Origin of the sequence: Nonomuraea aridisoli (assembly GCF_003236395.1) — a bacterium.
GTDB classification, from domain to species: domain Bacteria; phylum Actinomycetota; class Actinomycetes; order Streptosporangiales; family Streptosporangiaceae; genus Nonomuraea; species Nonomuraea aridisoli.
Window position 1 is genome coordinate 19,538 of record NZ_POUD01000038.1, and the last position, 26,909, is coordinate 46,446.

Below are 26,909 nucleotides of genomic sequence, written 5' to 3' on the forward strand. Positions count from 1 at the left end.
GCACCCTCTACCCGGGTCGATGGGCGAATCACGACGCGACCCGCATCCGGCGTCAGAGCCGCTTGGCCGCCAGCCTGATCTCGTCGAGCAGCACGACCAGGTCCTGCTCGGTGGTGTCCGGGTGCAGGAAGCACGCCCGCAGCGCGTCGCGCCCGCCCAGCCGCGTGCCGGTGATGAACGCGTTGCCCCGCCGCTGCACCGCCACCGGCAGGGCCCGGTTGAGCGCGTCCAGGTCGCCGGCGCCCGCCGTGTACCGGAAGGCCGTGATCGAGGTGGTCACCGGCGCCAGCAACTCGAAGTCGCCGGACTCCGCCACCAGCTCGGCCAGCCTGCGCGCCAGCCACGTCGTGTGGTTCACCAGGCGCGTGATGCCCGACCGGCCCAGGTACGACATGGTGGCCCACGTCTTCAGCGCCCGGAACGGGCGGGTCTGCTCCGGACCGTACTCGGCGAACCACCCCAGGTCGCCGGCGTTCTCGTCCACCAGGTACGACGGCACCAGGCTGAAGGCCGCCCGCGCCGCCGACGGGTCGCGCAGCAGCGCGCAGCCGCAGCCCACGGGCACGCCCAGCCACTTGTGCGGGTCGAGGGCGAGGGAGTCGGCCCGCTCCAGGCCCGCGTAGTGCGGCGCCGCGCCGTCGGCCAGGATGCCGAGCGCGCCGTACGCGCCGTCGACGTGGAACCAGAGCCCGTGCTCGGCCGCGACGTCGGCGATCTCGTCCAGCGGGTCCACCGCGCCGGAGTTGACGGTGCCCGCGCTGCCCGCCACGCAGAACGGCCGCAGCCCGGCCGCCAGGTCCTCGGCCACCATGGAACGCAGCGCCGCCACGTCCATCCGGTACGCCGCGTCCACCGGCACCGTCCGCACGTTGCGCGCCCCCAGGCCGAGCAGCTGGGCCGCCTTGTGCAGGCAGCTGTGGCCCTCCTCGGTGACGTACATGACCATGGCCGGCCGGCCGGACAGCCCCTCCTCACGGGCGTCCCACCCGTCGGCCAGCGCCGCCCGCTGCCGGGCGGTCGCCAGGCAGATCACCGTGGCCATGGACGCCCCGCTGGTCAGCAGCCCGCCGCCGGGCGGGTGCGGGAAGCCGACGAGCCCGGCCAGCCAGCGCACCACCGCCCGCTCCAGGTGCGGCCCGGCGTGGTCGCCGCCCGCGCAGCTCGGGTTGAACGCCGCGGCCAGCGGCTCCACGACGACGCCCGCCGGGTTGGGCGGCGAGTTCACCCAGCCGAAGAACCGCGGGTGCCCGTTGCCCATCGGGTACGGCAGCACGTGCTCGCGCGCGTCCTCCAGCAGCGCGTCGAGCGGGCGGCCCTCCTCGGGCAGGTCCTGTCCGGTCAGCCAGGCCAGCTCGTCGCCGGGCACCGGCCGCCAGACCGGCCGGTCGGCGACGCCCGCGAGGTGGTCGGCCATGATCTCGGCCGCCTTGGCTCCGGCCAGGCGCAGCTCATCCATCGGGCGTGTCCTTCCATATGTCGTGCTGCCCGACTCCGCCCAGCTCCATGGCCAGGTAGTAGACGCAGTCGGTGGTGGCGTCGTTGGCGAAGGAGTGGCGGCAGTCGCCCGGGTAGTACGCCGAGTCGCCGGCCGCCAGCGCGTACGGCCTGCCGTTGATGGTCAGCCGCAGGCTGCCGCTCTCGACGGCGAGGTACTCCCGCGACCCCGGCGCGTGCGGCGCGAACTCGCCCGCGTCCACGCCAGGACCGAGGGTCGTGCGCATGAACTCGAACTCCACCTCGTCCAGCACCGGCGACAACACGCGCCGCTCCCAGCCGGACGGGTCGCGCAGCACCCGCTGCTCGGCGTGGCGCAGCACCCGCACCGCCTCGTGCGCGGGCTCGTCCAGCAGCCGGGAGATGGACGTGCCGAGCGCCGTGGCCAGCCGGTCGAGCACGAGCACGGTCGGCGTCTTGGCGCCCCGTTCGACCTCGGAGACCATGCTGCGGCTGATGCCGCTCAGCGCGGCCAGCCGTTCGATGGACAACCCGCGCGCCCGCCGCTCGCCGCGGACCCGCATGCCCAGCTCGGCCATGGACAGCCCGCTGGACAACACCCCTTCGCCGTCCATGTTTTCCACTATAGCGGCGAAATGTCCGCTTTAGTGGATTGTGCCGCCTGGTACGCGGCCAGCACCTGCTTGCGGCGCTTGGCCGGCAGCCGGTCGATGTAGAGGTGGCCGTCGAGATGGTCGGTCTCGTGCTGCAGGCAGCGCGCGAGCAGCCCGGTGCCCTCGACCGTGACCGGCCGGCCGTCGGCGTCGAGGCCGCGCACCGTGGCGCGGTCGGGGCGGGGGAGCGGCGCGTACTGGCCGGGGACCGACAGGCAGCCCTCGTCGCCGGTGTCGAGCCGCCGCTCGCCCAGGCCGGGCAGCTCCAGCTCGGGGTTGACCACCACGCCCTTGTGCCGCTCACCGGCGTCGTCGGGGCAGTCGTAGACGAACACGCGCAGCGGCACGCCGATCTGGTTGGCGGCCAGGCCCACGCCCTCGGCGGCGTACATGCTCGCGAACATGTCGGCGACCAGCGCCGCCAGCTCGTCGTCGAAGCGGGTGACGGGCTCGCACGGGTGGTGCAGCACCGGGTCGCCCACGTGCACGATCGGCCGGACCTCTCCCACGGCTCTCCCTCCAGGTAGACGCGACAAGTGTACGAGCGGAAGGCACATGTCCTGCTATGTCTCATATTTCAAGACATTCTCTCTTGAATAATGAGATGGCGCTATGGTGGCGTGATCGGAGCCGAACGAAGGGGTTTGCCGATGGACGCCGTCTACACGCACGGCCACCACGAGTCCGTGCTGCGCTCACACCGCTGGCGCACCGCCGAGAACTCGGCCGCGTACCTGCTGCCGCACCTCAAGCCGCACATGAAGCTGCTCGACGTCGGCAGCGGGCCCGGCACGATCACCGCCGACCTGGCCGCCCGGGTCGCCCACGTCACGGCGTCCGAGGTGAGCGAGGACGCGCTGGGCCTGGCCAGGGCCGAGATCGCCGCCCGCGGGCTGGGCAACGTCGACTTCGCCGTGACCGACGTGCACGCGCTGGACTTCCCCGACGACACGTTCTGCGTCGTCCATGCCCACCAGGTGCTCCAGCACGTCGGCGACCCGGTGCGGGCGCTGCGCGAGATGGGCCGGGTGACCAGGCAGGGCGGGTACGTGGCCGTGCGCGACAGCGACTACGCGGGCTTCGTGTGGTACCCGCGGGTGCCCGCGCTGGACGACTGGATGGCGCTCTACCAGCGGGTCGCGCGGGGCAACGGCGGCGAGCCGGACGCCGGGCGGCGGCTGCTCTCCTGGGCCCGCGCGGCGGGTTTCACGGACGTCACCGCCACCTCGTCCACCTGGTGCTTCGCCACGCCGGAGGACCGGGCGTGGTGGGGCGGCATGTGGAGCGAGCGCGTCCTGCGCTCCGCCATGGCCGAGCGGGCCCTGGCCACCGGCGCCGCCACGGAGGCCGACCTGCGGCGCATCTCCGAGGGCTGGCTGGAGTGGGCCGCCGCCGAGGACGGCTGGCTCTCCCTCCTGCACGGCGAGATCATCTGCCGGGCCGGCTAGGACCCCTCGCTCGGGTTCGGGTCAGAGGCCGAGCGTGTGGGCGCGCTGCCACTGCGGGTCGCGGTAGATCACCATGTCCGTGCCGACCATCTCGTCCGGGGCCGACAACATGGTGATCTCGCCCGCGGCCTGCAGCTGCAGCAGCAGGTCCCGCACCCGCGGCCCCACCGGCAGCCGCCCGGGAGGCAGGCCGAGCCCGTCCCTGATCGTGTCGGCGATCTCCGACAGGCGGAACGGGCCGTCGAAGTGCTCCACCACCCCGCGCACCATGGTCATAGTGATCAGGTGCTCCGCCTCGGCGTGCGCGAGCTGCCAGGTGACCTGCTCGCTGCGCCGCCCCGTACCGGCACAGGACGTGCACGGCCGGCGCAGGCCCGGAGCGAGATCCTCCTCCGTCGAGCCGAGGCAGGCCGAGCAGAGACCGTTCTCGGCGGCGTGCACCTCCGCCGTCATCCGCCCGGTCAGCACGGCTCCGCACGTGCAGGCGTACGCGTCGCCGGGCATCCCGGTCTGAGGGGAGATCGCATGATTCGTCATCGGTTCGACTCTACCGCCGGGTCAGGCGCGCAGGTCCGCCAGGCCGTGCAGGCGGCGCAGGGCCTTGCGTGCGGCGGCGGAGACCCGTTCGTCGGGGTGGTGGTCGATGAAGACGCGCAGCACCCGCGCCGTCCACGGATGGTCGCCGAACGCGAGGATGGCGATCGTCCCGGCCTGCTCCTCGGCGTCCATCCCCATGGCGACCGACTCGATCACCTCGCCGGTCTCGCCACCGAACTCCAGCAGCGCCGCGGCCATGTCCACCAGCACCCAGGCCAGCTCCTCCGGGGCGGGACGGCGGTCCTCCCGCCCGACCCTGGCGGCGATCACGGCGCCCAGCCGGGGCTCGCCGATCAGCCCCGACAACGCGAGCCGCCCCTCGTCACCGAGGCTGGAGCCCAGCAGTTCCACACCGACCGCGCGGCTGAGCGGGCTGACCTCGCCGATCACCGAGGCGATCTCGAACGCCGCCGCGGCCCGCTCGCGGCCCTTCAGCCACCCCTCCAGCTCCTCGGCCCGCTCGGCCCGCGGGTAGGAGCGCAGGGCGTGCAGCAGGGTCGCCGCGTCGGCGTCGGCGAAGGAGCCCATGACCGGGATGTCCTGCCCGGTGGTCTCCGCGATGACCATCCGCGCCGCCCACAGGCCGAGCCAGCTCAGCGTGTACGGCTCCTCCTGGCGTACCAGCCCGAGGCCCGTGAGCGTCTCGGGCGCCGCGTCCTTGAGCGGTTCGCGCGACAGGTACATCCTGATCAGTTCGAGCAGCAGCCCTTCGTCGGCGGCGAGCCGTTCGCGGCAGTGCTGCGTCCAGGCGGCCAGCACGGCGGCGTCGTCGCCCTCCGGTTTCAGCTCGGCGGCGAGAGGGGCGGCGCGCACGGCCGCCGCGAGCGTGGCCTCGCCAGGCAGCCGGACCGGGGGCTGCAGGGGCAGCGTGTAGTCGTCGTAGGAGCTCACCCGCCCATCCTGTCGCGAGATTTCGACTAAAGTGCCGCTGAAACCGAAAAGTAGGAAGAAAGGAGGCGCTGTGATGTTCCGCTCGTTCCCGGGCGCCCATCGCGCCCGCTTCTGCTTCTCGGAGGAAGCATGCGTTTCCGCACGGCCGTCAAGGACGACCTAGACCGCCTGCTCGGCTGCGTCGTCGACGAATCGATCAGCTGGGCCCATCCCGGACGGTTGCTGTCGTACCTGGACAGCGGCAACTACCGCCTCGACCGCATCTGGCTCGCCGAGGACGAGCGCACCGGCGAGATCCTCGCCCGCGCCGTCTGGTGGGGCTTCCCGGACGGCGACCGCCCGCTCGCCCTGGACTGCCTCTACGTCCACCCGTCGGCCGCCGACCGCGTGGGCCTGGCCGCCGAGCTGCTGCGGCGGGCCCACGCCGGGTACGGCGAGGCGCCCGAGTACCACGTCTTCGTCATGAACGGCCGGCGCGACCACCCCGCGACCGGCGCGGCCGTGGCCTGGCGGTGGGAGGCCGCCGGGCGCGCCGGGCTGACCGAGGAGCTCGAACGCCTGCGCTACGCCTGGACGGCCGACGACGCGCCAGTCCCTGAGCCGTCGCGGCGGCTGGAGTTCCGCGGCGATGACGACGACGAGGCGTTCGTGGCGGCCTTCCGCCGGGTGGCGGTGGGGACGCTCGACTTCCACACCCGCCAGGCGCTGCGCACGACCGACCCGGTGGAGCAGGCCCGGCAGGACGTGCGCGACTACCGTTCCATGCCGGGGGACCGGGCGTGGTGGCGGCTGGCGTACGACCGGGACGGGGAGCTGGCCGGCGTGGCCCTGCCGTCCGCCAACGACGCCGGGCCGGTCGTGGGCTACCTCGGGGTGGTGCCGGAACGTCGCGGCCATGGGTACGTCGACGACCTGCTCGGCGAGATCATCCGCTGCCACGCCGGGCGCGGGGTGCGGCGGATCGTGGCCGACACGGACGCGGGCAACGTGCCGATGGCGCGGGCCTTCGAACGCGCCGGATACCGAAATTTCGCCATCCGTCTGGTCCTGTCGGCGAATCCCGTGAACGCGTGATGCGCTTGGCCCGCCGTACCGGCGAAGGTGGGCCCCATGTGGGACATCGACAAGCTCGACCTCGACGCCTATCTCGCCCGGATCGGTCACGGCGGGCCGCGCACCCCTGACGCGCGCACGTTGCGCGCCGTCCACCTGGCGCACGTGCGGGCCATCCCGTTCGAGAACCTCGACGTGATCCTCGGCCGGGAGATCCTCCTCGACCTGGGCGGCCTGCAGGACAAGCTCGTGACCGGCGGGCGCGGCGGCTACTGCCACGAGCACAACCTGCTGTTCGCCGCCGCGCTGGAACGGCTCGGCTTCACCGTGACCCGCCACCTGGCCCGCATCCGCCTCGGCCGCCGCCACCTGCCCCGCTCGCACGCCACGCTCACCGTTCAGGCGGAGGGCCGCACGTGGCTCGCGGACGTCGGGTTCGGCGGGGACGGGCTGGTCGCGCCCATGCCGTTCGAGGACGGCGCGACCCTGGAGTCGGGCCCGTGGCGGTGGCGGCTCGGCCGCGAGGACGACCATTGGGTCCTGCGCGCGGGCGAGACGGAGCTGTACGCGTTCCGGCCCGACGAGCCGCACTTCCCGAGCGACTTCGAGGTGGCGAACTTCTACGTCTCCCGCAACCCCCACTCGCTGTTCACCCGCCACGTCCTCGCCCAGCGCACGACCGCCGGCGCCCGGATCCGCCTCCAGGACCACACCTTCACCACCGCCCCAGACCTGGCCGACTGGCTCACCACCGAACTCGCCCTGGACCTCCCGCCCGACGACGTCGAAGCCCTCCTGCCCCACCTCGGGCGGTGACCGCCCTCGATCGGCGTGGTGAGCGACACATGGCCGGTCGTCAGCCGAAGGCGAGCGCGCGGAACGCGTGACGGATGGTCATCAACGGCTGTCGATCCCGCGAGTGGTACAGCTTGTTCGTGAGCAGGACGGCCCATCGCGCCCGCTTGGGCGAGACCCACAGGCCGGTCCCGGTGAAGCCGTAATGGACGAAGACGTCGCCGCTGTCCCGGCTGGGATACCAGAACAGGCCGCGCCGGGGTGTGAGGTCGCCGGTGTGGATCTGGAGGGATTCCGTGATCCAGGCGTCCCCGTGACCGACCCCGGATGAGGGGCCGAGGAGGTGCCGCTGGAAGCGAGCCAGGTCGTCCAGGTGCGAGAAGACGCCGGAGACGCCGCACACGCCGCCGAGCAGGCGGGCGGAGAAGTCATGCACGACGCCCCGCAGGTGGGTGCCGAGGCCGGGGTCGAACTCCGTCGGCGCGCACCGCGCCCGCTCGGAGGCCGGCAGCGGACCGAACCGGGTGCCCGTCATGCCCAGCGGCCGCCAGATCCGTTCGGTGGCGAGGCGGTCCAGCGGGACGGCGGTGAGGTACTCGGCGAGGAACCCCAGGATCAGGGCGGCGCGGTCGGTGTACTCGACGGCCTCGCCGGGCGGGCGGTGCAGGGCCTCACGCAGGACGCCGTCCCGGACGGCCCGCGGGTCCGTTCCGTAGAGGGCTTGGAGGTTGGCCCGCAGCGGTACGCCGGCGGTGTGGGTGAGCAGATGCCGGGCGGTGACCTGGCCGAGCGGATGCCCGGCGACCTCGGGCCAGAAGCCGGCCAGCGGATCGTCCAGCGCGAGCCGCCGCTCCTCCCACAGGTGGCCGATGACGGCCCACACGGCGACGATCTTCGTCAGGCCGGCGAGGTCGAACAGCGTGTCGGGCCGCATCGCGGACCCGGGATCGGTGGGATCGGCCAGTCCGCACGCCCCCCGATCGAGCATCCCTTCGGCGTCGCCGAACGCCCAGACGTGTCGGGCCACGTCGGCGCGGACTGTCGGAGGCGGTCGTTAGGGTCCGGGCCATGATCGTTTGTTTAGGGCAGGCGCACCGCGCCGCCGGCGGCGCGCGGGCGAACGAGGTGGCCGCATGAATCCCTGGCTGGAGGTTCTCGACCGCATCGAGGCGGGCGACGACGAGGACCTCGTGACGTTCCTGGACGGGCTGAGCGACCTCGGCCGGCGGGCGGTCGCCGTCCGGCTCCCCGGCCACCTGACCGAGGAGTTGCGCGGCGGCTTCGAGGCCCGGTGGGAGATCGAGGGCCTGGCGTCCGGCTACCGGCTGGCGGGGGCGGCCTGCCTCACCGGCGCCCAGCAGGTGGCGGCCTGGCTGAACCGCAGGGAGTTGCGCCGGCCGCGCGCACCTGAGCAGGACGCCGACCGCATCGTGTCCCTGCTGCGCCGCCGTCCCGTGGAGTGGCGCCGTGACCTGGCCGCCCGGTTGGCGGAACGGCTGAGGCCGCCGGCCGGGCGCAGGTGGGAGCGCACGGAGGGCGTGCCTGGCTGGGATCTGGTCGCCGCGCTGGTGGCCGAGACGGGCATGGAGCCGCCGGACGGCGACGCCTTCGTCGCCGGGTGGGCCTGGCGGCTGGTCCTGCGGCGAGGCATGGGCGGCCGTGGCCTCGACGGTGATCCGCTGCTCGGGCCCTTGCTGCCGCGCCTGTTCGAGGCGCAGGACGTGGCCGAGCCGCTGGCACTGGACGGGCGCCGGAACTCCGGCGTTCTCGGTGAGCTGGCCGAGCTGGCCGCCGCGGGCCGGGGGCGGCGCCGGACGGTGATCGACGGTTGCGCGCGCCGGTTCCTGACCGGCGGCCCGGCCGAGCAGATCGCCCCCTTCGTCCGGCTGTGGCGGCTGCTGCGGCCGGAGCCGGAGGAGATCCCGGTCCTCGACTTCGTCCGCCTGCTGCCGGCGGCTGCCCCGCCGCTGGCGCAGCTCGCGCTGGAGGAGCTGCGTCGGGCCGAGAGCGCGGGGCTGCTGGACGACGAGCTGTTCGCCGAGGCCGTGGGGTCGCTGGCGTACCGTCCGGAGAAGAAGCTCGTCCAGTACGCCGTGCGGTGGCTGGCGGGGGCGCCCGCGCCGAGAGGCGGCGGCGCGGTGCCGGCGCTGGCCACCGTGTTCGACCTGGACGTCCCGGCGCTGAGGGAACGCGCGGTGCGGCTCGCGGTCAAGCTGGCCCCGCACGCGGACGACGCCGGCCGGGAGGCGATCCGCGAGGCCGCCGCCCGGCTGCCCGCCGACCTGCGTGAGCGCGTGGCCAGCGCGTACGGCGCGATCGCCCCGGCGGAGCCGGAACGCCCGGTCGCAGCCGTCCTGCACGCGCCCGCGCCGCCCGCCCTCGCTCCGCCGTTCGCCTCGCCGGGCGAGCTGGTGGCGGAGCTGCGGGCGCGCTGGTCCGAGGAGCCGCAGCGGTGCGAGCGCGTCCTGGCCGGGCTGGTCGAGCTGACCCACCGCGACCGCGACGGCGTGGCGGCGGCGCTGCGGCCGTGGTGGGAGGAGACCCGGCCGCGGCCTGGCGAACCCGACCTCTATCTGTTCGGCCGCCACCTGCACGATGACAGCGTCAACGGCCTGCTGATCCGCTGCGCGCTGGCGGTCGTGGCGCCCGAGCACAGCCGGCACGTGAGCACGTCACTGGCCCGGATGAGCCCGTACCGCGTTTCCAGCGAGTGGCCGCCCCAGAGCCTCGTCCGGCGGCGCCTGGAGGAGGTGATCGAGCTCTTCGAACGCGGGGAGACGATTCCCGCGCTGCTCGCCACGCCGACCGCGCCCACCGGCCACGTCGACCCCGCGACCGTGGTGCGACGGATGGAGCGGCTGGGGGACACGGAGCCGCTCGCGGCCGACTTCCGGCAGGCGCTGCTGCGGCTGCCCCGGCGCATCGACCCCGACCTCCTCGTACGCGCGGAGAAGCTGCCCTCGCAGGCCGGCCGCGTGCTGGCCGCCTGGTTCCGCGACGGCGGGTGGCCGGACCCTGCCGTCGAGTGGGAGCCGCTCGAGGAGACGTCGGGCCATGCCTCTCGCGGCTGGGGCCGCCACCTGCGGCCCAGGGTCGTGCCGCCCGCGGGCCTGCCCGCCTGGCTGGAGGAGCTGTGGGTGGGCAGACCCCACAACGTCTATCTGTCCCACCGGAGCGACGCCCTGTGGTGGCCGGTGATCATGCCTTCGCACCGCGAGGTCGTGGCCGCCTCTCTCGTGCGCTGCCGTCCCTGGCCGGCCGACGCCTCCGGCGACTTCAGGATGGCGGCCCTGGCGGCCCTGGCCCACGGCGACGGGCCCGTGGGCGCCGCCACCGCGGTCGCGATCGCGGCCGGGCTGGGGAACCGCCGGGACGAGCAGCGGGCGGCGGCGGCCGACGCGGCGCTCACGCTCGCCGCACGCGGGCAGTTCCCGGCCACCGAGCTCGGGCAGGCGGTCGGGAAGCTGATCCGGCACGAACTCGTCATCCTCAAGCGCATCGCCGCCGGGCTCGGCGACCTGACGGCGGCCGGCGCCCACGCCGAGGTGTGGCGGACGCTCTCCGTCGCCCTCCCGCTCCTGCTGCCCCGCCCGGGGGAACGTCCGCGCGCCGGACTCGGCGAGCTGCTGGGGGTCGCCGCGCGGGCGGCCGTGCTCGCGGGCGCGGAAGGCGAGATCTCGGGGCTGGCGGAGATGGCCGCGCGCAAGGGGTCGAGCCTCGTGCTGCACGAGGCTCGACGCCTGTACGAGGCCATCTCCCCGCACGGGTGACCCGTCACCGGCGTGACCTCCGGGTCAGTCCGGGTGGTCGTGGGTGAGGACGTGGCGGGTGAGCTCCACTCGGCTGTGCACGTCCAGTTTGGCGAAGGCGTGGCGGAGGTGGCTGTCGACCGTGTGCCGTGACAGGAACAGGGCCGTTGCCACCTCCCTGTTCGTCATGCCCTGCGCGACGAGCCGCACCACCCGCAACTCGGCCGGCGTCAACGCCGCCCACCCGCAGTCCCGTGGCGTACAGGTGTGAGCGCCCGCCGCCGTGGAGGCGGGCCCGGTCCCGCCGCCGCCCCGCCGGTCGTCGCCCGCACCCTCAGGCTGATCGCCGGAGGGGCTCCGGAAGATGCCGCACCGCCGATACACCTCGCGGGCCTCGGCGTGCCGGCCCGCCGCGTCCAGCGCCGCCGCCAGCCCGAGCGGGCGGGGCGCGTCACGATACAGCTCGATCGCCTCCTCCAGGCGCCCCTCGACGTGCGCGGCCGCGGCCGTCAAGGACCTGACGCCGGGATTGCGCCGTGCGAGGTCCCGGACGAACTCCCGCACGCCCGGCAGCGCGCGGAGCCGCGCCGCCTCCCACGGCTCCTGCACGACCAGGTACGCCAGCGCCCCCGCCCGCTCGTGCCGAGCGGGCCTCCCACCCTGGCTGAACGGGTCGGCCGGGGGGAGCGTGCGGTCGGGAGGGGCGGCGGCCAGGAGGAGGCGGCGCCAGTGGAGTTCGGCGGCCACCAGGCCGGGGGTGTCGCCGCACAGGTCGCGGGCGCGGTCCACGTGCGCGCGGGCCGCCTCCAGGTCGCCGCGCAGGAGCGCGACCTGGCCGAGCACCCCGAGCAGGACCGGGGTGAGGGCGGAGGCGGAGAGGCGGTGGACCACGCGCAGGCCGGTCTCCGCTTCCGCCGCCGCCTCGTCCACCCGCCCCGCCGCCAGCAGCAGGCCGGCCCTGAAGCGGTGGAGCAGAGGGGACGACCACGCCGTGCCGAGACGTCCGGACTCCCGTTCGACCACCGCGTACGTCTCCTCCGCCTCCTCGAACCGGTCCAGGGCCGTCAGCGCGGCGCCCAGCCACAGGCGGGGATGACGGTGTGCCGCCTCGCCCCCGGCCGCGTCCGCCAGCGCCACTGCCCGTTCGGCGTGCCGCAGCGCGTCCTCGGCGCCGCCGCGGAACAGCGCCACCGCTGAACGCGCCTCCAACGCCACCACCTGCGCGAACGCCTCGCCTGACGCCACCGCCGCGGCGGCTGCCTGGTCGGCCGCGTCGATCTCGCCCGCCATCATGAGCGCGTGCGCGCGTACGGCCAGCAGTCTCGCCCGCTCCCGCGCCGGCACCCCGGGCAGGGCGAGCGCCCGGGCGGTGCGCCGGATGACGCCGCGGTCGTCACCGGTGTGCTTGAGCGCTTCGGCCAGCCCGAGCGCCACCCCTGCCGCCTCGGCCGGCCCCAGGCTGACGTCACGGGCGTCAGCCACCTCACGAGCCTCGGCGAGCCGCCCCGCCGACGCCAGCAGCCGCACCACCCTCGCCGCGAGCCCTTGGCGCTCATGTGCGGCGGGCGTGCCCGGGGCGGCGGGGGCCGCCAGTTCCAGGGCGCGCAGCATGAGGTCGGCGGCGGCCGAGGGCGCGACGTCGGTCATGTCCTCGGCGGCGGCCCGCAGCTCCCGGATCGCCGCCACGTCGCCCGCCCGCGCCCCGTGACGCAGGTGCTCGGCCTGCTCGGCCGCCGGTCGGCCCTCGCGCCGCAGCACGGCGGACGCCTCGCGGTGCAGCGCCGCCCGGACCGCCGCCGGCAGGCCGTCGTAAACCGCCTCGCGGATGAGGTCGTGCCGGAACGTCAGCCGGTCGCCGGTCCCGGCCAGCGCGCCGGCCCGTACCGCCGCCTCGACGTGACCGAGCAGGGCGCCCGGCGGCGCGCCGAGCAGGCCCGCGGCCTCGTGCACGGTGAACGGCCGCCGCAGCACCGCGCCCGCCTCCAGCAGCCGCCGCGCCTCGGCGGGCAGGTCGCGCAGACGCCGTTCGACGGCGGCGCCGAACCCGGCGGGCAACTCGGATCCCTCGGCCTCGGCCACGCCGCCGGTCACGGAGATCCGGCCCTGCGCGCGCAACCCGTTCAGCACCTCCTCCAGCAGGAACGGGTTGCCGCCACCGGCCCGCGCGAGCTCCAGCACCGACGGGCCCGGCTCGGCACCGAGCAGCAGCGCGCAGAACTGGGCCGCCTCGCCGGGATCGAGCGGCGGCAGCGTCACCCGTCGCGCGCCCCCGGAGACGAGAGCGTCCATCGCCGCCCGCGCGGGGAACGGCCGCTGCCCCAGCAGCCACACCACAGGGGACCCGGCGAGTTCCGGGACGAGATGCCGTAACGCCAGGCAGGTCAGCTCGTCGGCCCACTGCGCGTCGTCCAGCACGACCGCCACCGGCCGGGTCAGGGCGGCCCGCCCGATCACCGCCCCGGCCCGCTCGACGGCCGCGAACCCGTCGGCCCCGCCACCGCCGCGTACACTCACGGGCCCGTCATCCCGTCCACCGGCGTCGAGCCGGGCGAGGGCGCGGAGGAGGGTGGAGAGGGGGGCGACGCGGTCGAGCTCGGTGGCGCGTCCGTACGCGACCGTCATGCCGCGCGCACGCGCGAGCCCCGCCGCCTCCTCCAGCAGGCGGCTCTTGCCGATCCCGGCCGGCCCCTCGGCGACCAGGGCGCCGGAGCCGGCCGCCAGCACCTCGGCGACCGCGTTCAGCGCGTCGCGCCTGCCCACCAGGTCCACGTCAGCGATTCTGCCCGCCGGAGAGCCGGGCGCGGACGACGACGTCGTGCAGGGCGTCCCCGGCCGTGGCCCGCTCGGGCAGCCGCGACGCCTCCCGCGCCTCCTCCAGCGCGGCCGTCATCCGCGCCATGTCCGCCTCCGGGTCCAGCCCGGCGGGCGCGGCGACGTGCTCGGCCGCCCGCTTCGTCGCCACCAGGTCCGGCAGGTACGCGGGCCCGTACGCGTACAGGCGGGTCAGGTCGGCCTCCAGCTCGCCGGTGCGCATCAGGTGGATGCCCGTGGCGAGCACGCGGAAGGTGTACAGCAGCGGTTTCAGCTCGCCGCTCGTGCCGAACAGCCGCCACTGCGTGCGCGCGAACCCGAGGTAGTGGTGGGCGTGATGCCGGGTCACGCACCCCGGGGCCAGCGCGACGAGCTCCTCGTGCACCGGCGACGACGCCACCACCAGCGGCGACAGCAGCTGCTCCAGCACGTAGCCGTTGCGCCCCAGCAGCAGCCGGCAGAACTTGGCCACGTCATGGGTGACGAGGTCCACCTCCACGCCGTCGCGCGTCCACGTGCGGTCGAGCGTCGCGGGGCCGTCGCGCAGCCCCGCGACCTCCGCGACCGGCAGCACGTGCGCTCCGCGCAGGTCCACGTCGGAGTCGGCCGAGGGGAACCCGTACAGGTGGGCCCCGCTCACCGTCGCGAAGACCGACGGGTACGGCTGCCCGCCCGGGATCTCCGCCAGCCAGCCGGGCAACGCCGTCACAGGAACTCCTCGCGTACGCCGACCAGGAAGTCGTCCACCCGGTCGCGGTCCGGCAGCGGCGGCAGGACGCTCGGGGCGGCGGCCAGCTCCGCCGACAGGGCCGCCCGCCACGCCTCCACCTCCGCCCACGGCACCTCGCCGCGCCGGATCGCGAGCAGCCGCTCCCGGTGCTCCCCGACCCGCACCAGCGGCTCGCCGTGCCGCACCAGGTGCAGGCCGCTCAGCAGCAACCGGATCATGTGCATGGCCTGTTTCCACTTCGGCCGCTCCGGATCGAGGCGGCGCAACTGGTCCTGGGCGTAACCGGCGAACGACCGGTGCGCCCGCTGCGACAGGAACGCCTCCCGCAGGCCGAGCAGCCGCCGCCCGGCGGGCGTGACCACCTCCACGATCGGCGACCACAGGCACTCCAGAACGGTGGGGTTCGCCTCCAGGGCGAGGCGGCAGAAACGCTCGACCTCCCACGAGAACTGCTCGGGCAGGGGCCCGTCCCGGTGCGTGGGCGGTTTGTCCAGCCGCCAGAACGCGGCGGTGGGGGCCGCGAACACGCCACGCCGGTCGATGTCGGAGGCGTCCGTCTCCAGCGCGTACGCGCGGGATCCCACCACCACGGAAAGGATCATGTCTTCGCTCACCCGACATATCTTGCGCCATGGGGGAGCGCCTGTTCTGATCGAGAAGTGAGCGGCTACGACGACACCTACCGGCACAGCATCGAGCGGCCCGAGGCGTTCTGGGGCGAGGCGGCGCTCGGGATCTCCTGGGACGAGACGCCCGCCACCGTGTACGCCGGCGGGCGGTGGTTCCCCGACGGCCGGCTGAACACCTGCCACAACGCCCTCGACCGGCACGTGGCGGCGGGCCGCGCCGACCAGCCGGCGCTGATCTACGACAGCCCGGTCACCGGGACCACCCGCACCTACACCTACGCCGAGCTGCTCGACGAGGTGGCGAGGACGGCGGGCATGCTGCGCGGCCTCGGCGTGACGGCCGGCGACACCGTGGTGATCTACATGCCGATGGTCCCCGAGGCCGTGGTGGCCATGCTGGCCTGCGCGCGGCTCGGGGCGGTGCACTCGGTGGTGTTCGGCGGGTTCGCGGCCGGGGAGCTGGCCGTGCGGATCGACCACGCCCGGCCCAAGGTGGTGCTGTCGGCGTCGTGCGGCATCGAGCCGGCGCGGGTGGTGGCGTACAAACCGCTGCTGGACGCCGCGCTGGAGCAGGCCGGGCACACGCCCGACCGGTGCGTGATCCTGCAGCGGCCGCAGTGCGCGGCCGAGCTGCGCGACGGACGCGACCTCGACTGGGCGCGGGCCGTGGCCGGCGCCGAGCCGGCCGGCTGCGTGAGCGTGGCCGCCACCGACCCGCTCTACATCCTCTACACCTCCGGCACCACCGGCTCGCCCAAGGGCGTCGTCCGCGACAACGGCGGCCACGCGGTCGCGCTGCACTGGAGCATGTCCAACGTCTACGGCGCCGCCCCCGGCGAGGTCTACTGGGCCGCCTCCGACGTCGGCTGGGTGGTCGGCCACTCCTACATCGTCTACGCCCCGCTCCTCGCGGGCTGCACGACCGTCCTGTACGAGGGCAAGCCCGTGGGCACCCCAGACCCCGGCGCGTTCTGGCGGGTGGTGGCCGCGCACGGCGTGCGCACGCTGTTCACCGCGCCGACCGCGATCCGCGCCATCAAGAAAGAGGACCCCTCCGGAGATTTCGCGAAAAAGTACGATTTGTCCGGCCTGCGCTACCTCTTCCTCGCCGGCGAGCGCCTCGACCCCGACACCTACCACTGGGCCTCCGACCTGCTCGGCATCCCCGTCATCGACCACTGGTGGCAGACCGAGACCGGCTGGCCGATCGCCGCCGACTGCGTCGGCATCGAACGGCTGCCCGTCAAGCCCGGCTCCCCGACCAAGGCCGTGCCGGGCTGGGACGTGCACATCCTCGACTCCGACGGAAACGACTGCCCGCCCGGCGTCGAGGGCGCGGTCACCGTCAAGCTGCCGCTGCCGCCCGGCGCGCTGCCCACCCTCTACCGCGACGAGGCCCGCTTCACCCGCTCCTACCTGGAGCGTTACCCCGGCCACTACCTGACCGGCGACGGCGGCCATCTCGACGAGGACGGCTACCTCTACGTCATGGGCCGCATCGACGACGTGATCAACGTGGCCGGCCACCGGCTGTCGACCGGCGCGATGGAGGAGGTCGTCGCCGCCCACCCCGACGTGGCCGAGTGCGCGGTGATCGGCGTCGCCGACCCGCTCAAGGGCCAGGCCCCGATGGGCTTCGTGGTGCTGAAGGCGGGCGCGCGGCGCGAGCCGGAGGAGGTCGAGCGCGAGCTCGTCGCCCTCGTCCGCGAGCGCATCGGCCCCGTCGCCGCCTTCCGTCGCGCCGTCGTGGTCGCCCGCCTGCCGAAGACCCGCTCCGGCAAGATCCTGCGGGCCACGATGCGCGACATCGCCGACGGCCGGCCGTACACGACGCCGTCCACGATCGAGGACCCGGCGGCGCTGCCGGAGATCGCCGACGCCATGAAGACGCCGTGAAGACGCCGTGAGGACGCCGTTGAAAGGGACATGAGATCGTCTGGCGAAGGCGCCTGCGCGACCGGGGCGTACGACGCATGATGGGACATCCCCAGTCCCCCGGGAGCAGGCCATGATCGAGACCCCGAGCTACGCCGATGCCCTGAGGATCCTCGGCTGCAAGGACGGCAGGCTCGTCAAGGTCGTCGGGTTCGCCTCGACCGCGGCGCGCACCGGATACGCGCTGGCCGGCAGCGGGCAGCTGGCCACGACGAGCCTGCGCGACATGCGCGAGGCCATCGTCGCCTTCGGCGAGGACGTCGTGCGCCGCATGCCGGAGCCGAGGGGCGGCCTGGACCGGTTCACCCGCACCCAGCGGCTGGCCGCGGCGCACGCCGTCATCGTCGTGTCGGCGTACTTCCGGGCGCTCGGGGAGGCGCGGCTGCCGTTCACGCTGGAGCGGCTCGACCGCGGCGGGACGATCTCCCACGGCGTGCCGACCCGGGAGCGGTTCGCCCGGCTGGTGGCCGCGCTGCTGCTGGAGCGCCTGCCCACGCCCGAGCCGCACGTGCCGTACGCCGACACCCGCAAGGAGGTCGAACGCGTCTTCCAGCGCATGTCCGAGGCCGTGGCGGGATACGTCGGCGGCCTGAGCGTCTGGGACGAGCTGAGCGGCGACGAGCGGCTCCTGCTGCCCCGGCTGCTCGCCGAGGGCCCGCCCGCCCTGGCCCTGCGCGCCTACGACGAGGACTACCGGTCGCTGGCGCTCGACAGCCATGAGTTCGGGGTGCGCAGCCTCGTCACCGAGCGCCCGCAGCGCGCCACGGCGTTGTCGCGGGTGGCCTGGCTGCTGGCCGAGCTGGCCCCGCCCCGCGTCGGCGACCGGCCGCTGATCCACCGGGTCAGGATGGCCGCCAACGCCCTCGACCAGCCGCTGCTGCTGGCCGGCAAGCTCCCCGAGGACGTCTCGCTGCCGCTGCTCGGCGAGGGCTACCTGAGCCCGCGCTGCCGGGTGGCCGAGCTGACCCGCGAGTCCGCGCCCGCCGAGCGCGCCTGGTGGGAGGAGCGGCGGCTGCTGCCCGACCCGGAGGCGTTCCTGGTCGGTCACCTGACCTCGCTGCGCGCCACGCAGGCGCCGCTGCTCGTGCTGGGCGAGCCGGGCTCGGGCAAGACCAAGCTGACCGAGGTGCTGGCCGCGCGCCTGGCCCGCTCGGAGTTCCTGCCGATCCGGGTGGAGCTCGGCGCCGTACGCGCCCGCGCCGGCGTCGCCGAGCAGATCGAGCAGGCCGTCGCCGCCGTGCCGGGGGAGCGGGTCGCCTACGCCGACCTCGTGGCGGCCGGCGACGGCGCGCTGCCGGTGATCCTGCTCGACGGCTTCGACGAGCTGGTCCAGGGCGGCGTGCACCGCTACGACTACCTGGAGCGGGTCCGCGAGTTCCAGGCCGCCGAGGCCGGCCACGGGCGTCCCGTCGCGGTCATCGTGACCAGCCGCACGGTGGTGGCCGACCGCATCCGCTTCCCCGAGGGGCTGCTCGCGCTGGAGCTGCAGCCGTTCGACGACGACCAGGTACGCCAGTGGCTCGACATCTGGGACCAGGCCAACCGCGCCCTGCTCGCCCGCCGCGACCTCAAGCCGCTGCCCGCCGAGGCGGCGCTCGTGCACGGCGAGATGGCCCGCCATCCGCTGCTCCTGCTGCTGCTCGCCCTCTACGACGCCGGCGGCAACGCGTTGCAGCACGACCACGGCCCCCTGGCCCGCTCCCGCCTGTACGAGGTGCTGCTGCGCGACTACACCGAACGCGAGACCGGCGGCGCCCATCGCGTGGCGATCGACCAGGAGCTCGTCCTGCTGGGCGCGGTGGCGCTGTCCATGCTGGCGCGCGGCAGCCAGGTCATCACCGACGAGGCGCTCGAACGCGACCTGCCCGCCCTGTGCCACGGCGGCGAGGAGGACCCGGGCGAGGACGAGCCGCGGGTCGACTGGGCGCGCCGGGCCACCGAGCGGTTCTTCTTCGTCCGCCGGGGCGGCCACGCCTTCCTGCACTCGACGTTCGCCGAGTTCCTCGTCGCCTGGCTGACCCTGTACGCCGTGCGCGACCTCGACCGGCGCCGCCGCCTGGTCGGCGACGAGCCGCTGGCCCTCGTGCAGGCCGTGGACGACGACCTGCTGTACGCGGTCACGTCCCACTCGTGCCTGGCCGAGCGCGGGCCGGCCGTCGGGTTCCTCCTGGAGCTGCTGGCCGAGGTGCCCTCGGCGGTGCGGGCCCGCTGCGTGGACCAGCTGGCCGGGCTGCTGCGGCGCTCCCTGCACGAACGACCGCGGCGGCACTTCACCGGCTTCCGCCCGGTACGGCACACGATGACCCGCCGCCTGGCCGCCTACTCCGCGAACCTCACCCTCCTCATCGTGGCCGCCTCCGAGCAGCCGGTCACCGTCTCGTCGATCCTGCGCGGGCCCGACCATCTGGAGCGGTGGTCGTCGCTGACGTACCTGTGGAAGGGGCAGCTCGGGCAGGAGGGCTGGGACGGGCTCGTCACCGCCCTCGCGGCCCGCCGGATCATGACGGACGGCGTGGAGGACGTCCTGCTCGGGGCGGGCGCGGACGCCGGCGGCATGGGCGACGTGGTCGTCGCGGTCGCCACCGGGCACACCCCCCGCCACCGCAGGCTGCTCGACCTGCTGCTGCGGGCGGTGGGGGAGGGGCGGTCGCTGCCGTTCCGGGAGCGCGCCGGCATCCTGGAGGAACTGCTGCGCACGGCCGGCGTCCGCACGCCCGCCCTGCACCATGCGCTCGGCGCGTTGTGGCGCGAGCAGGACGCCGACCAGGCGGAGCTGCGCCCCCTCCTGGAGGTCCTGCTCTCCGACCCCACCGACCGGCTGTCGACCTGGGACCAGCTCGTCAAGGCCGGCATCCCGGAGTCGGCCCTGTGGGAGATCCACCAGGACGCCCTCCTCCCGGGCGACCCGCGCCGGCTCGACTGAACGTCAGAGCCAGCCGCGTTCCTCGGCCACCCTGACGGCCTCCGCGCGGTTGCGGGCGCCGGTCTTGCCGATGGCCGACGACAGATAGTTGCGTACGGTGCCCTCCGTCAGGAACAGGCGGCGGGCGATGTCCGCCACGGTCGCCTCGACCGAGGCCGTGCGGAGCACCTCCGCCTCGCGCTGGGTGAGCGGGCTCGGGCCGGTGGTCAGCGCGGTCACGGCCAGCCTGGGGTCGACGACCCGCTCGCCCGCCATCACCCGGCGGACGGTGGCGGCCAGCTCGGCGGCCGGGGCGTCCTTCACCACGTACCCGGCGACTCCCGCGTCGAGCGCCCTGCTGAGATAGCCGGGCCGGCCGAACGTCGTCACGATGATCACCTTGCGGTCGCGGAGGCGTTCGGCGACCGCCAGGCCGGACATCCCGGGCATCTCGATGTCGAGGAGCACCACGTCGGGCGCGTGCTCCCGTACGGCGGGCAGGACCTCGTCGCCGCGGCCCACCTCGGCCACGACGTCGATGTCGTCCTCCAGCCCGAGCAGCGCCGCCAGCCCGCCCCGGACGAGATCCTGGTCGTCGGCGATCAGCACCCGGATCACGAGCCGCCACCCAGCGGAACCCGCACGTGCAGCCGGCAGCCCCCACCGGGCGGCATCCCCACCTCCAGCCGGCCGCCCGCGGCGCCGACGCGCTCCGCCAGCCCCGCCAGCCCGCTCCCCCCGGACCCGGCGTCCTGCGCGGCGGCCGCGTCGCCGCCCGGCGCGGGCTCGGGCGGGCGGCCGTCGTCGCGGACGTCCAGGGTGGCGGACGTCTCGTCCACCCCGAGGTCGATCCAGCAGTGGCGGGCGCGGCTGTGGCGCAGGACGTTCGTGGCGGCCTCGCGTACCGCCCAGGCGAGGAGGGTCTCCGCAGCGGCGGGGATGGGCCCGTCGGCGGGGGAGACCGCCACCTCGATCCCGGCCACCTTCAGGTTGCGGGCGGCCGTCTCCAGCTCCTCCGACAGCGACGGCGCGCGGTAGCCCGCGATGGCGTGCCGCACCTCGTCCAGCGCCCGCCGCGCCGCCCCCTCCACCTCGGTCATCTCCCGGGAGGCCCGTACGGGGTCGGTGGCGGCGAGGCGGGCGGCGAGCTGGCTCCTGATGGTGATCGAGGTCAGCGTGTGCCCCAGCGTGTCGTGCAGGTCACGGGCGAAGCGCAGCCGCTCGTTCTCGACGGCGAGCCGGGCGACCTCGGCGCGGGCCGCGTTCAGCCGCGCGATCAGCAGCCCCATCCGCTTCAGGCTGTCGCCCGCCATCGCCTGTGCCATCACCACGAGCGGCACCCACCAGACCCGCCCGAACGGCTCGCCATACCACAGCAGGACGCCCACCTCGAAGGCGGCCGTCGCGGCGCACGCGACGGCGAAGGCCCGGCCGCCCCACGTCGTGCCGAACGCGCTCACCGCGAACACGAACGACACGTACGCCCACGGCGGCCCGAACGCCGGCATCAGCGCCAGCCCCGTGACGACCAGCCCCGCGAGGGCCCACGGCCGCGGTTCGGCCGCCCGCCCGCTCAGTATCCGCCACATGATCGCCACCCAGCAGGCGGCGAACACCGCCACCCCGGCGACCACCGCCACCACGGCCCACGGCTCCGGCCGTCCCGACAGGAACGACCACAGCGGCCAGCCCACCAGCAGCAACCAGACGCAGGAGCCCACCCGGCCGGCCCTGCGGCCCCGGCTGAAGTCGAGCTCCTGCACCGGCGTCTGCACCCCCGTCACAGCACCCGTCACAGCACCCGTCACAGTCCCTACCACAGTGCCCGTCACAGTGCCTGTCACAGTGCCCGACGGTAACGCCACAGGCCCAGGGCGGCGAACAGCAGCGTCCACCCGGCCAGCACCGCCAGCGAGACGCCCTCCGGCGGCTGCCCCGCCAGGGCCCGCCAGCCCATGGAGCCGGCCTGGTAGGCGGGGCTGTACTCGGCCAGCGTCCGCATGGCGTCCGGCATGGTCTCCACCGGCAGCCAGAGCCCGCCCAGCACCGACAGCGCGAAGTAGACGGCGATCATGGCCACGGTGGCCGCCTGGCCCTTCAGGGTGTAGCCGAAGGCCACCCCCAGCGCCGCGAACGGCAGCACGCCCACCCAGATCAGCGGCACCAGCGCCGCCCACGTGCCGGCCGGCAGGCGCACGCCCGACAGCAGCGCCCCGGCGGCCAGCACCGCCACGATGCTCGGCAGCACCCCGGCCGCCGCGCTGACCAGCTTGGCCGTCACGTAGCCGTGCGCCGGCAGCGGCGTCACCGCGAGCTGCCGCAGCCAGCCGTTGCCCCGCTCCAGCGCGATGGCGCCCCCGACGAAGAGGGCGCCGCCCATGGCGCCGTACGTGGCCATCGACACCATCGCGTACGCCGCTGCGTCGCCCTGCCAGCCCCGCGGCGCGACGTCCAGCACGTTGGTCCACAGCAGGTAGAGGACCACGGGGAACCCGGTCAGCATGACGAGGTTCACCGGGCTGCGGAAGCCGCGCACCAGCTCCAGCCTCAGGTACGCGCCCATCAGCCCCGCCCTCCCGTCAGCGTCACGAACGCGCTCTCCAGGTCGGTGCCCTCCAGGCGCACGTCCCTGACCCCCTCGTACGCGGCGAACAGGGCCCGCAGCGTCGCGTCGGAGTCGTTCGTGCGCAGCGTGACCGCGCGGCCCTCGACGCTCACCTGCCGCACGCCGGGCAGCGCCTCCAGCCCGGACGGGTCCGCGCCGTCGAGCGTGCAGCGCACCTCGGCGCCCCCGACCAGCGCCTTGACGGTCGCCACCGGGCCGTCGGCGACCACCTCGCCCGCGGCGAGCAGGACGACCCGGTCGGCGTACTCCTCCGCCTCGGTCAGGTAGTGGGTGGCGAAGACGGCCGTGCGCCCGGCCGCCGTCCTGGCCCGCACCTCCTGCCAGAGGGCGCGGCGGCCCTCCACGTCCAGGCCGACGGTCGGCTCGTCCAGCACGAGCAGGGTGGGGTCGCCCGCCAGGCACAGCGCGAACCTGACCCGCTGGCGCTGCCCGCCGGACAGTGCCCCGACGCGGCGGCCGGCGAGCTCCTCGACGCCCGCGGCCCGCATCGCCCGCTCCGGCGGCAGCGGCCTCGGGTACATCCCGGCGACCGCGGTCACCAGCTCGCCCACCCGTACGTCCTCCAGCAGCCCGGAGTCCTGCGGCAGCACCCCCACCCCGCCCGCGCGCAGCGCCTCCAGCGGCGGGCGGCCGCGCACCGTGGCCGTGCCCGAGCCGGGGGCGACCAGCCCGAGCCCGATGGACAGCAGCGTGCTCTTGCCCGCGCCGTTGGGGCCGAGCAGCGCCACCGTCTCCCCTTCGCCGACGTCCAGGTCGACGCCGCCGAGCGCCGTCACGGGGCCGTACCTCTTGGTCACGCCCTTGAATTCCCATGCGTTCATGGGAACAGCCTGCTCGGAGCAGGGGGACCGGGTGTAGTGCCGTACGTCAGCCGGGCCCGTATGACGGATGTCATGCCGGCTCGGCGGGCAGCTCCACCGTGATCGTCAGGCCGCCCTCCTCGCGAGGGGTCGCCGTCACCGTGCCGCCGTGCGCGTCGGCGATCACCCGCACGATCGACAGCCCCAGTCCGCTGCCCCGCTCCGAGCGGAGCCGGTCGCCGTGCAGCCGCCGGAACGGCTCGAAGATCGTCTCGATCTCGTACGGCGGCACCTGCAACCCGGTGTTGGCCACGAGCAGCTCCACCCGCTCGGCCCGCCGCCGCGTCGTCACCCAGACCTCGCCATCGTGGTGGTTGTGCCGGATCGCGTTCTCCACGAGGTTCTGCACCAGCCGCTCGACGAGCACCGCCTCGCCCGCCGTCGGGGCCGGATCGAGCAGCCGGTGCACGGTCACCTTCCGCTCCGCCGCCTCCCGCGCGGCCTGGTCGAGGACGTGCTCGGCCACGTCCGACAGGTCGAACGGCCGCCGGTCGAGCACGGCCCGCTCACCCTCGGCCAGCGCCAGCAGGCCGTCGATGAGCCGCTCGTGCCGGGCGTTGACCAGCAGCAGCGACTCGCCCAGCCGCTTGACGTCCTCGGTGGCGTCCTGCCGCCGCACGGCCACGTCGACGAGCGTCCGGTTGATCGTCAGGGGCGTGCGCAGCTCGTGGGAGGCGTTGGCGACGAAGCGCCGCTGCCCGTCGAACGCGCGCGCCAGCCGTTCGAGCATAGTGTCGCAGGTCTCGGCCAGCTCGCCGACCTCGTCCCGGGGCCCCCGGTGGCCGATGCGCTCGGTCAGGTCGTGGCTCTGGGCCACCCTGCGCGCGGTCTCGGTGACCTTCCTGAGCGGGCGCAGCACCAGGCCCGACGCCTGCCAGCCGAGCCCGAACGCGGCGGCCGTCCCGGCGGTCACCGCGATCCAGCCGAACGTGCGCAGGTCGCCGAGGACGTCGTCCTGGTACGCGCTCCGCACGTGCATGCCGAACCCGCGGGCGAGCTCGTACCCGTCGGAGTACCGCGGCGCGAAGTACAGGTGGTGGTCGCGCGTGACCCTGATGAAGTCGGGAGTGAGGACCGAGCCCCGGTACTCCAGGCTCGATCGCACGACAAGATAGAGACCGGCGACGACCGGCGCGGAGATCATGAAGAACACGGCCGCGCAGGCCAGCGCGGAACGCAGGCGCACGCTCATGGGATGCGGTACCCCGCTCCCGGCACGGTCACGATCACCTGGGGCTCACCCAGTTTCTTGCGTAATTTCATCATCGTGGTGCGCACCGTGTTCGTGAACGGGTCGGTGTGCTCGTCCCACACCTTCTCCAGCAGGAGCTCGGCCGAGACCACCGCCCCCCGCGCCCGCAGCAGCTCCGCCAGCACGCCGAACTCCTTGCGCGCCAGCGGCACGTACCGGCCGTCGCGGAACACCTGCCGGTGCGCCCAGTCCAGCCGCACCCCCGCCCGCTCCAGCATCGGCGGGTCCGCCGGCCTGGACCGGCGGCCCAGCGCGTGCACCCGGGCCACCAGCTCCTCGAACGCGAACGGCTTGGGCAGGTAGTCGTCCGCCCCGAGGGCCAGCCCCGCCACCCGGGAGCGCACGTCGCCGGCCGCGGTCAGCATGAGCACCCTGACCAGCCGGCCGCGTTCCACGACCGCCCTGCAGACCTCGTCCCCGTGCGTCCCCGGCAGGTCACGGTCGAGGACGAGCACGTCGTAGTCGTGCACGCCGAGGCGCTCGAGCGCCGCGTCGCCGTCGTAGGCGACGTCGACGGCCAGCGCCTCGCCCCGCAGACCCTCGGCTATCGAGTCGGCGAGCATCCGCTCGTCCTCGGCGACGAGAACACGCACCCCGTACCCCCAGACAGTCGGCAAAGAGCAACCAGTGTGGACCAGATCGCATAACGCGCGCATAACCACTTCGGGTGACGCCGGCGTTATCCGCCACGGGCTGAACTGCCTGCCCACGGCCGGGAACCGCCCGGCCCGCGTCTCAGGGGTGGTTCATGACAGCCGTCACGACACGGCCGCACCCGGACGGCTCGCTCATCAGGACGTCCAGGGGTCACCGGGCGCTCTGGTGGGTGCTCGTGCCGGCCGTCGCACTGCGCGTGCTCGTCATGCTGGGCTACGACACCGCCCAGCTCTACTGGTACGACTCCTTCACCTACTTGGACACCGCCGTGCACCTGCGCCCGCAAGGGGCCTTCCATCCGGCGGGGTACTCGTGGTTCCTCTGGCTGCTGCGGCCGTTCCGCAGCGTGGAGCTGATCGCCGGGGTGCAGCACGCCCTCGGGCTCGGCGTGGGCATGATGATCTACGCGCTGCTGCGCCGCTGGTCGCTGCCCGGCTGGGCGGCGGCAGCGGCGGCCGTGCCGGTGCTGTTCGACCCGGCGTTCCTGCGCCTGGAGCACGCGGTGCTGTCCGACCTGCAGGTGATCGTCCTGGTGACGGCGGCCCTGCTGGTGCTCACCTGGCGGCCCGAGGCGTCCGTACGGGCGGCCGCGGCGGCCGGCGTCCTGCTCGCCCTGGCGGGCCTGACCCGGACGGCGGCCGTCCCGCTGATCGGCGTGGCCGCGCTCTGGCTGCTCGTGCGCCGCACGCCGTGGCGCAGGACCACGGCCCTGCTGGTCGCGGCGGCGCTGCCGCTGGCCGCCTACGCCGGCTGGTACGCCCAGCACCACGGCCGATTCGCCCTGACCGGCTCCGACGGGGTCGCCCTGTGGGCCCGCACCATGACCTTCGCCGACTGCTCGATCGTCCGGCCGCCGCCCGCCGAGGCGGCCCTCTGCCCGAACGGCACCGTCACCGACGCCGCCTCCGAGTACGTCTGGCACCCCCGCTCCTCGCTCAACCTCCTGCCCGGCGACCGTTTCTCCCACAACGACCTGGCCCGGTCGTTCGCCCTGCGCGTGATCGCCGCCCAGCCGCTCGACTACCTGCGCGAGGTCGTCCGGGACACCTCGCTCGCCTTCACCTGGGAGCCGGTCGCCCACCCGAAGCGGGTGCGCCCCCACACGTCCTTCCCGCGCGGCGCGTGGCCGCTGCCCGAGCAGCACGCCCTCATCGGGGAGGTCAGACGCGAGTACGACCCCGACATTCGCGGCATGAGCTCGGTGGAGCCGTACGCGTCGATCCTGGCCGCCTACCGGTATCCGTGGCCGCTCCACGGGCCGCTGCTCGCCGTGCTGCTGGTGGCGGGCGGCCTGGGCGCGCTGCGGCGGCGGAGCGAGGCGCTGCTGCCGTGGTCGCTGGCGATGGTCCTGCTCGTCGGGCCGGTGGCGGCGCTCGACTTCGACCACCGCTACGTCGTGCCCGCCATCCCGCTGGCCTGCGTGGCCGCGGCACCCGCCATCCGGCGGGCGGTGTCCGCCGCCCGGCGGAAGGCCGCCTCCGGGCGCGCCTAGGCTCCCGCGCCCGCCGTACCCGGGTACCGCGGCGGGAGTATCGCCCTGCCGGGAAGGGGCGCACTACCGTGCAGGTGTGAAGACGATTGCCCTGGTGTGCGTCCTGGCGACGGCCGTCTTCTTCTCCACGCTCATGGCCTACGGCAATCAGCCGGGCGCCCGGCCCCTCGACTCCCTCGGGTACGCGCTGCTGGCCGCCGCCGTGCTCGGGCTGACGTGGTGGCGCAGGCGGCCGGAGGCGGCGCTGGCCGTGTCCGTGGGCGCGGCGGCGGTGATCTTCACGCTCGGGTACGCCATCGCGCTGTGGCCGGTGCCCGCGCTGATCGCGGTGTTCACGGCCGTCGCCGCCGGACGGCGGGCGGCCGGGTGGGCGG

Annotated in this window: 22 protein-coding genes and 1 pseudogene; 8 read left to right on the forward strand and 15 right to left on the reverse strand. The window is 74.7% G+C overall.

The genetic code is table 11. The features are described from left to right. Window positions 1-52: 52 nt before the first annotated feature. Genes C1J01_RS12125 through def form a run of 3 tightly spaced genes read right to left on the reverse strand, consistent with a single transcriptional unit; the run spans window position 53 to window position 2,617 of the window. Window positions 53-1,456: a pyridoxal phosphate-dependent decarboxylase family protein gene (locus C1J01_RS12125; RefSeq protein ID WP_111179043.1), complete on the reverse strand. Its 1,404-nt coding sequence runs from the start codon at window positions 1,454-1,456 to the stop codon at window positions 53-55. Next, complete coding sequence (locus C1J01_RS12130; RefSeq protein WP_181448708.1) at window positions 1,449-2,069, reverse strand: helix-turn-helix domain-containing protein; 621 nt, start codon at window positions 2,067-2,069, stop codon at window positions 1,449-1,451. Before C1J01_RS12130 ends, C1J01_RS12125 begins: the two co-directional genes overlap by 8 nt. An 8-nt stretch (window positions 2,070-2,077) precedes the next feature. Then, window positions 2,078-2,617, reverse strand: coding sequence for a peptide deformylase (gene def, locus C1J01_RS12135; RefSeq protein WP_235854392.1), 540 nt, complete (start codon window positions 2,615-2,617; stop codon window positions 2,078-2,080). Window positions 2,618-2,758: 141 nt separating this feature from the next. Between def and C1J01_RS12140 the strand changes: the two genes are divergently transcribed. Then, on the forward strand, window positions 2,759-3,556 hold the full coding sequence (locus C1J01_RS12140; RefSeq protein ID WP_111179045.1) for a methyltransferase domain-containing protein: 798 nt from the start codon (window positions 2,759-2,761) through the stop codon (window positions 3,554-3,556). 21 nt (window positions 3,557-3,577) lie between these two features. Here C1J01_RS12140 and C1J01_RS12145 read toward each other — a convergent pair whose 3' ends face one another. Together C1J01_RS12145 and C1J01_RS12150 are read right to left on the reverse strand one after the other, a co-directional pair. After that, the gene (locus C1J01_RS12145) at window positions 3,578-4,093 is read right to left on the reverse strand and encodes a hypothetical protein (protein WP_111179046.1); all 516 of its coding nucleotides are present in this window, start codon (window positions 4,091-4,093) and stop codon (window positions 3,578-3,580) included. Window positions 4,094-4,114: 21 nt separating this feature from the next. Then, complete coding sequence (locus C1J01_RS12150; protein WP_111179047.1) at window positions 4,115-5,044, reverse strand: TorF family putative porin; 930 nt, start codon at window positions 5,042-5,044, stop codon at window positions 4,115-4,117. A 129-nt stretch (window positions 5,045-5,173) separates the two neighbouring features. Between C1J01_RS12150 and C1J01_RS12155 the strand changes: the two genes are divergently transcribed. After that, a complete protein-coding gene (locus C1J01_RS12155; RefSeq protein ID WP_111179048.1) occupies window positions 5,174-6,118 on the forward strand; it encodes a GNAT family N-acetyltransferase in 945 nt (314 codons plus the stop codon). Between the two features lie 36 nt (window positions 6,119-6,154). Further along, the gene (locus C1J01_RS12160; protein WP_111179049.1) at window positions 6,155-6,913 is read left to right on the forward strand and encodes an arylamine N-acetyltransferase family protein; all 759 of its coding nucleotides are present in this window, start codon (window positions 6,155-6,157) and stop codon (window positions 6,911-6,913) included. A gap of 40 nt (window positions 6,914-6,953) precedes the next feature. Here C1J01_RS12160 and C1J01_RS12165 read toward each other — a convergent pair whose 3' ends face one another. Next, a complete protein-coding gene (locus C1J01_RS12165) occupies window positions 6,954-7,919 on the reverse strand; it encodes a serine hydrolase domain-containing protein (RefSeq protein WP_220039864.1) in 966 nt (321 codons plus the stop codon). A 106-nt stretch (window positions 7,920-8,025) separates the two neighbouring features. Between C1J01_RS12165 and C1J01_RS12170 the strand changes: the two genes are divergently transcribed. After that, window positions 8,026-10,662, forward strand: a complete 2,637-nt coding sequence (locus tag C1J01_RS12170; RefSeq protein ID WP_111179050.1) for a DUF7825 domain-containing protein — start codon at window positions 8,026-8,028, stop codon at window positions 10,660-10,662. Between the two features lie 24 nt (window positions 10,663-10,686). On the opposite strand, the gene C1J01_RS53015 is transcribed toward C1J01_RS12170, so the two are convergent. From C1J01_RS53015 to C1J01_RS49765, 3 genes are read right to left on the reverse strand one after another with little or no spacing between them, the layout of a single operon-like run. Beyond that, on the reverse strand, window positions 10,687-13,410 hold the full coding sequence (locus C1J01_RS53015; protein WP_111179051.1) for an ATP-binding protein: 2,724 nt from the start codon (window positions 13,408-13,410) through the stop codon (window positions 10,687-10,689). Between the two features lies 1 nt (window position 13,411). Further along, window positions 13,412-14,161 carry a nucleotidyltransferase domain-containing protein gene (locus tag C1J01_RS49760; protein WP_181448709.1) on the reverse strand — a complete coding sequence of 250 codons (750 nt, stop codon included), beginning with the start codon at window positions 14,159-14,161 and terminating at the stop codon, window positions 13,412-13,414. Beyond that, window positions 14,158-14,796, reverse strand: a complete 639-nt coding sequence (locus tag C1J01_RS49765) for a nucleotidyltransferase domain-containing protein (protein WP_235854393.1) — start codon at window positions 14,794-14,796, stop codon at window positions 14,158-14,160. The genes C1J01_RS49760 and C1J01_RS49765 overlap by 4 nt, the downstream gene beginning before the upstream one ends. 45 nt (window positions 14,797-14,841) lie before the next feature. Between C1J01_RS49765 and C1J01_RS12185 the strand changes: the two genes are divergently transcribed. Both C1J01_RS12185 and C1J01_RS12190 read left to right on the forward strand, forming a co-directional pair. Next, complete coding sequence (locus C1J01_RS12185; RefSeq protein ID WP_111179052.1) at window positions 14,842-16,707, forward strand: propionyl-CoA synthetase; 1,866 nt, start codon at window positions 14,842-14,844, stop codon at window positions 16,705-16,707. 112 nt (window positions 16,708-16,819) lie between these two features. After that, window positions 16,820-19,669 carry an NACHT domain-containing protein gene (locus C1J01_RS12190; RefSeq protein WP_111179053.1) on the forward strand — a complete coding sequence of 950 codons (2,850 nt, stop codon included), beginning with the start codon at window positions 16,820-16,822 and terminating at the stop codon, window positions 19,667-19,669. A gap of 3 nt (window positions 19,670-19,672) precedes the next feature. Here C1J01_RS12190 and C1J01_RS12195 read toward each other — a convergent pair whose 3' ends face one another. From C1J01_RS12195 to C1J01_RS12220, 6 genes are all read right to left on the reverse strand, one after another. Then, entirely contained in the window at window positions 19,673-20,266 is a 594-nt protein-coding gene (locus tag C1J01_RS12195) for a response regulator transcription factor (protein ID WP_111179054.1), read from the reverse strand. Continuing rightward, entirely contained in the window at window positions 20,263-21,444 is a 1,182-nt protein-coding gene (locus C1J01_RS12200) for a sensor histidine kinase (protein WP_146615565.1), read from the reverse strand. The genes C1J01_RS12195 and C1J01_RS12200 overlap by 4 nt, the downstream gene beginning before the upstream one ends. Before the next feature lie 44 nt (window positions 21,445-21,488). Beyond that, window positions 21,489-22,211, reverse strand: a complete 723-nt coding sequence (locus C1J01_RS12205; RefSeq protein WP_111179056.1) for an ABC transporter permease — start codon at window positions 22,209-22,211, stop codon at window positions 21,489-21,491. After that, complete coding sequence (locus tag C1J01_RS53020; RefSeq protein ID WP_111179057.1) at window positions 22,211-23,095, reverse strand: ABC transporter ATP-binding protein; 885 nt, start codon at window positions 23,093-23,095, stop codon at window positions 22,211-22,213. Before C1J01_RS53020 ends, C1J01_RS12205 begins: the two co-directional genes overlap by 1 nt. Before the next feature lie 70 nt (window positions 23,096-23,165). Continuing rightward, window positions 23,166-24,326: a sensor histidine kinase gene (locus C1J01_RS12215; RefSeq protein ID WP_111179058.1), complete on the reverse strand. Its 1,161-nt coding sequence runs from the start codon at window positions 24,324-24,326 to the stop codon at window positions 23,166-23,168. Beyond that, window positions 24,323-24,979 carry a response regulator transcription factor gene (locus tag C1J01_RS12220; RefSeq protein WP_111179059.1) on the reverse strand — a complete coding sequence of 219 codons (657 nt, stop codon included), beginning with the start codon at window positions 24,977-24,979 and terminating at the stop codon, window positions 24,323-24,325. The genes C1J01_RS12215 and C1J01_RS12220 overlap by 4 nt, the downstream gene beginning before the upstream one ends. Window positions 24,980-25,134: 155 nt before the next feature. Here C1J01_RS12220 and C1J01_RS12225 point away from each other — a divergent pair, with 155 nt between their 5' ends. Both C1J01_RS12225 and C1J01_RS12230 read left to right on the forward strand, forming a co-directional pair. Continuing rightward, complete coding sequence (locus tag C1J01_RS12225) at window positions 25,135-26,535, forward strand: hypothetical protein (RefSeq protein WP_111179060.1); 1,401 nt, start codon at window positions 25,135-25,137, stop codon at window positions 26,533-26,535. Window positions 26,536-26,611: 76 nt separating this feature from the next. Continuing rightward, window positions 26,612-26,909, forward strand: a pseudogene (locus C1J01_RS12230) (hypothetical protein); the annotation flags it as partial.